Genomic DNA, 4,419 nt, shown 5'->3' with positions numbered 1-4,419 from the left:
ACATTGATTCCGGCTGACACTCCCCCTTCGCGAGCAAGCCCGCTCCCACAGGTTGCGAAACCCCTATTCCGTATCTTGTCCGAGAGCCATTCATGTCCTTATCAGCGAACGCCCCACTCCCCCCGATCGCCCACAAGGCCGAAGGCTCTGACCCCTATGCCTGGCTGCAGGAGCGCGACACCGCGGCGGTGCTCGACTACCTCAAGGCCGAAAACAGCTACCAGGAAGCGCAAACCGCCGATCAGGCCGAGCTGCGCGAGACTTTGTTCCAGGAGATCAAGGGCCGGATTCTCGAAACCGACCTGTCCCTGCCCTCGCCCTGGGGCCCGTACCTGTATTACACCCGCACCACTGCCGGCGACGAATACGCCCGCCACTACCGCTGCCCGCGCCCGGCCGATGACAGCCTGACCCTCGACGAAAGCCAGGAACAGTTGCTGCTGGACCCGAACGTGCTGGCCAATGGCGGTTTCTTCTCCCTGGGCGCGTTCAGCATCAGCCCGGACCACCAGCGCCTGGCCTACAGCATCGATTCCACGGGCGACGAGATCTACACGCTGTTCGTGAAGGAATTGTCCGACGGCCGTGTCAGTGAACTGGAGTTCCAGGACTGCGACGGCAGCATGACCTGGGCCAACGACAGCCTGACCCTGTTTTTCGGCGAGCTGGACGACACCCACCGCCCGCACAAACTGCTGCGCTACCGCCTGGACGGCACCGCCGCCGAAGAGGTATTCCACGAGCCGGACGGTCGCTTCTTCATGCACTGCTACCGCTCAAGCTCCGAGCAGCAATTGCTGTTGTCGGTGGGCAGCAAGACCACCAGTGAAATCTGGGTGCTGGACGCCAACCAGCCACAGCAGGCCTTTACTTGCATCGCGCCACGGGTCGAGGACCATGACTACGATGTCGACCACGGTTTGCTGGACGGTCAATGGACCTGGTTCATCCGCACCAACCGCGACGGCATCAACTTCGCCCTGTACACCGCCGCCGATACCGGCGTCGCCCCCGTCGAACCCACCTGGCAAAACCTGATTCCCCATAGCGAGACGGTGATGATCGACGGCCTGAGCCTGAACGCCGGCGCCCTGACCCTGAGCCTGCGCGAAGGCGGCTTGCCGATCATCCAAGTCCACCCGCAAGACTTGCCGAGCTACCGGGTACAGCTGCCGGACGCGGCCTACAGCCTGCATGTGCAGAACAGCCTGGAATTCGAAAGCCAACGGATTCGACTGCGCTATGAGGCGTTGAACCGTCCGGCGCAGATCCGCCAGCTCGAGCTGGTCAACGGCGAGCAAAAAGTCCTCAAGGAAACCCCGGTACTCGGCCCATTCGACGCCGATGCCTACGTCAGCCAGCGCCTGTGGGCCACGGCACCCGATGGCACCCAGGTGCCGATCAGTTTCGTGGTCAAGCGCGAAGCCCTCGGCAAGCCGACACCGCTGTATCTGTACGGCTACGGCGCCTATGGCCAGAGCCTCGACCCGTGGTTCTCTCACGCACGCCTGAGTCTGCTCGATCGCGGCGTGGCGTTTGCCATTGCCCACGTGCGCGGCGGCGGCGAGCTGGGTGAAGCCTGGTATCGCGCCGGCAAGCAGGAACACAAGCACAACACCTTCAGCGACTTCATTACCTGCGCCGAGCATCTGATCACCTGCGGCTTGACCACCGCTCCACAACTGGCGATCAGCGGCGGCAGCGCCGGCGGCCTGTTGATCGGTGCCGTGCTCAATCAAAGGCCGGAGCTGTTTGGTGCGGCGATTGCCGAAGTGCCGTTCGTCGACGCGCTCAACACCATGCTCGATCCCGATTTGCCGTTGACCGTCACCGAATACGACGAGTGGGGCAATCCGCAGGAGCCGGACGTGTACGATCGGATCAAGGCCTACGCCCCATACGAAAACGTCACCGCGCAGGCGTATCCTGCGACGCTGGTGATAGCCGGCTACAACGACAGCCGCGTCCAGTACTGGGAAGCGGCCAAGTGGGTGGCCAGGTTGCGCGCGTCCAAGACCGACGACAATCTTCTGCTGCTCAAGACCGAACTGGGCGCCGGGCATGGTGGGATGAGTGGTCGGTACCAGGGATTGCGTGACGTAGCGCTCGAATATGCATTTTTGTTCAAGGTTCTGGGAATCGCCTGAGGAACTTGGCTTAAGGTGCCTGTCTTAATTCCGGGCACCACATGCCGATACAACATTACCGCCCTCCTGTAGGAGCCGAGCTGCTCGCGATGGATTCGAAAACGCCGTGGGGTGCCAGGCTACCAGCGTTATCGTTGGCGACCATCGCGAGCAAGCTCGGCTCCTACAGGGGGAAGAATTTCGGTTCGAATTACAAAAAAGACCGCACGACATGTCAGAAACGACCTTGCTGAACAACGAAATCCGCGACTGGCTGATGGACTGCGGCCTGTTCAACCAGCTGTTGCCGGCGGACTTTGCCGCGGCTTCGGGCTATTTCAGCATCAGCACCATTGCCCAGGGCGAAGAGATTTTCCATGAGGGGGATGCCGGCAGCTTCATGTGCATCATCCACACCGGCCAGGTGGCTGTGCAAAAAACCACCAGCGACGGCCAACTGGTGACCATTGCCACCCTGCGCAGTGGCCGCTCGTTCGGCGAAATGGCAGTGCTCGACGGCGAACGCCGCTCGGCAAGCTGCGTGGCGGCGAGCAACTGTCAGTTGCTCAATCTGGGCAAGGATTCGCTGGAAAAGATGCTCAACGACGCCCCGAAGATCGCCGCCAAGATCATCCGCGCCCTCGCCGTGTCCCTCTCCAAGCGCTTGCGCATGGTCGACGGGCAACTGCTGTCGCAGCAGGTTTAACCGCCGGGCGACTTGACCTTCGGCGGGTTCTGCTCGATCCCCGGCACCGGCTGATCCTTGGTGGGCGGGCTGGGCATATCGATCGGCACCAGCGGCGGGCCGCCACTCCCGGCACCGACTTTTGGCACCACCGCCGGGGTGATCTGCGGGTAAGGCGTGGGTGTAGCGGTGCCAGGGGAACCGGGCATCGGTGCTGGACTGACGGGCGTGATTTGCAGCGGCTGAGCGGCTTGCACTGCAGTAATCGAGAGCGCGGCCAGGGCAATGACCGTTAGAATGGTGCGCTTCATCAATGGCTCCGTTGGCCTTGTTGTCATGTGCAGGCTACTCCCAACTGTGTTCGTTTGCCTTCCCCTCTGCCGTCATTTTCTCCTCAAGTGAGCCCCATGAAACGTTTCGTACTGCTCGATACCGCCCCAATTCCCGAGAACGGCGGTGCCCTTTGCCTGTTCGAATATGGCGAGGATTTCGTCATCAAGATTCAGGGCGGTGACGGCGGGCAACTGATGAATACGCGCATGCACGGCTCCGAGGACGCCTTGGCCGAGATTCCTTGCCGCAAGGTCGCCGGACGCCCCAATTCTCGGGTGTTGATCGGTGGTCTCGGCATGGGTTTCACCCTCGCTTCGGCGCTCAAGCACCTGGGCAAAACCGCCGAAGTGGTGGTCGCCGAACTGGTACCTGGCGTGGTCGAGTGGAACCGCGGCCCGCTGGGTGAAAAAGCCGGCAAACCGTTGCTCGACCCGCGCACCGTCATCCGCATGGAAGACGTGGCCAAGGTCCTGCAGGCCGAGCCGCAAGGCTTCGACGCGATCATGCTCGACGTCGACAACGGCCCCGAAGGCCTGACCCGCAGAACCAACAGCTGGCTCTATTCATCCGAAGGCCTGGCCGCCTGCGCCAAGGCCATGCGCCCCAAAGGCGTGCTGGCGGTCTGGTCGGCCAGCGCCGACCGGCATTTTTCCGACAAACTGAAAAAAGCCGGGTTCAAGGCCGAGGAAGTTCAGGTCTTCGCCCACGGCAACCGGGGCACCCGCCACACCATCTGGATTGCCGAGAAGCTCAAGGGCTGAGCTAAACTCTGCTGTATAACCGTCATTAGTCTTTTACAAAGGTGAACCCATGAGTTCGTCCACCCCAACCAACACGTCGAAGCTGGATCGCATCCTCGCCGACAACCAGCGCGACAAGGAAATGGGCTATCGCGACAAGGCCCTGAAGATGTACCCGCACGTATGCGGCCGCTGCGCCCGGGAATTCTCCGGCAAGCGCCTGAGCGAGCTGACCGTGCACCACCGCGATCACAACCACGACAACAACCCGCAGGATGGTTCGAACTGGGAGCTGTTGTGCCTGTATTGCCACGACAACGAACACTCGCGCTATACCGACCAGCAGTACTTTGGCGAAGGCTCGCTGAGCACCCCGAAGATCGCCAAGGCGACGCACAATCCGTTTGCGGCGTTGGCTGGGTTAATGAAGAAAGAAGACTGATCTTCAGTGGCCTGACGGGCCTCTTCGCGGGCAAGCCCGCTCCCACAGGGTTTTGCGGTGATCACAAATTTTGAAATCACCATCAATCACTGT

The 4,419-nt window shown here is 61.6% G+C and carries 5 protein-coding genes; 4 read left to right on the top strand and 1 reads right to left on the bottom strand.

The features are described from left to right. Positions 1-92 precede the first annotated feature (92 nt). Together ACW9JE_RS29050 and ACW9JE_RS29045 are read left to right on the top strand one after the other, a co-directional pair. Positions 93-2,147, top strand: coding sequence for a S9 family peptidase (locus ACW9JE_RS29050; RefSeq protein WP_457434715.1), 2,055 nt, complete (start codon positions 93-95; stop codon positions 2,145-2,147). Between the two features lie 211 nt (positions 2,148-2,358). Next, on the top strand, positions 2,359-2,832 hold the full coding sequence (locus tag ACW9JE_RS29045; RefSeq protein WP_077046467.1) for a cyclic nucleotide-binding domain-containing protein: 474 nt from the start codon (positions 2,359-2,361) through the stop codon (positions 2,830-2,832). Here the strand turns inward: ACW9JE_RS29045 and ACW9JE_RS29040 are convergent. Beyond that, positions 2,829-3,122, bottom strand: coding sequence for a hypothetical protein (locus ACW9JE_RS29040; protein WP_457434714.1), 294 nt, complete (start codon positions 3,120-3,122; stop codon positions 2,829-2,831). The two genes, ACW9JE_RS29045 and ACW9JE_RS29040, sit on opposite strands and share 4 nt — an antisense overlap. A 96-nt stretch (positions 3,123-3,218) precedes the next feature. Between ACW9JE_RS29040 and ACW9JE_RS29035 the strand changes: the two genes are divergently transcribed. Both ACW9JE_RS29035 and ACW9JE_RS29030 read left to right on the top strand, forming a co-directional pair. Further along, positions 3,219-3,905 (top strand): spermidine synthase, encoded by a 687-nt coding sequence (locus ACW9JE_RS29035; RefSeq protein WP_457434713.1) that lies wholly within the window; start codon positions 3,219-3,221, stop codon positions 3,903-3,905. A 49-nt stretch (positions 3,906-3,954) separates the two neighbouring features. Next, a complete protein-coding gene (locus ACW9JE_RS29030) occupies positions 3,955-4,326 on the top strand; it encodes a YajD family HNH nuclease (RefSeq protein WP_007944009.1) in 372 nt (123 codons plus the stop codon). Positions 4,327-4,419: the final 93 nt, after the last annotated feature.

It is taken from the genome of Pseudomonas sp. SDO55104_S430 (assembly GCF_054070595.1).
This window is presented reverse-complemented; position numbering and strand designations above follow the sequence as displayed.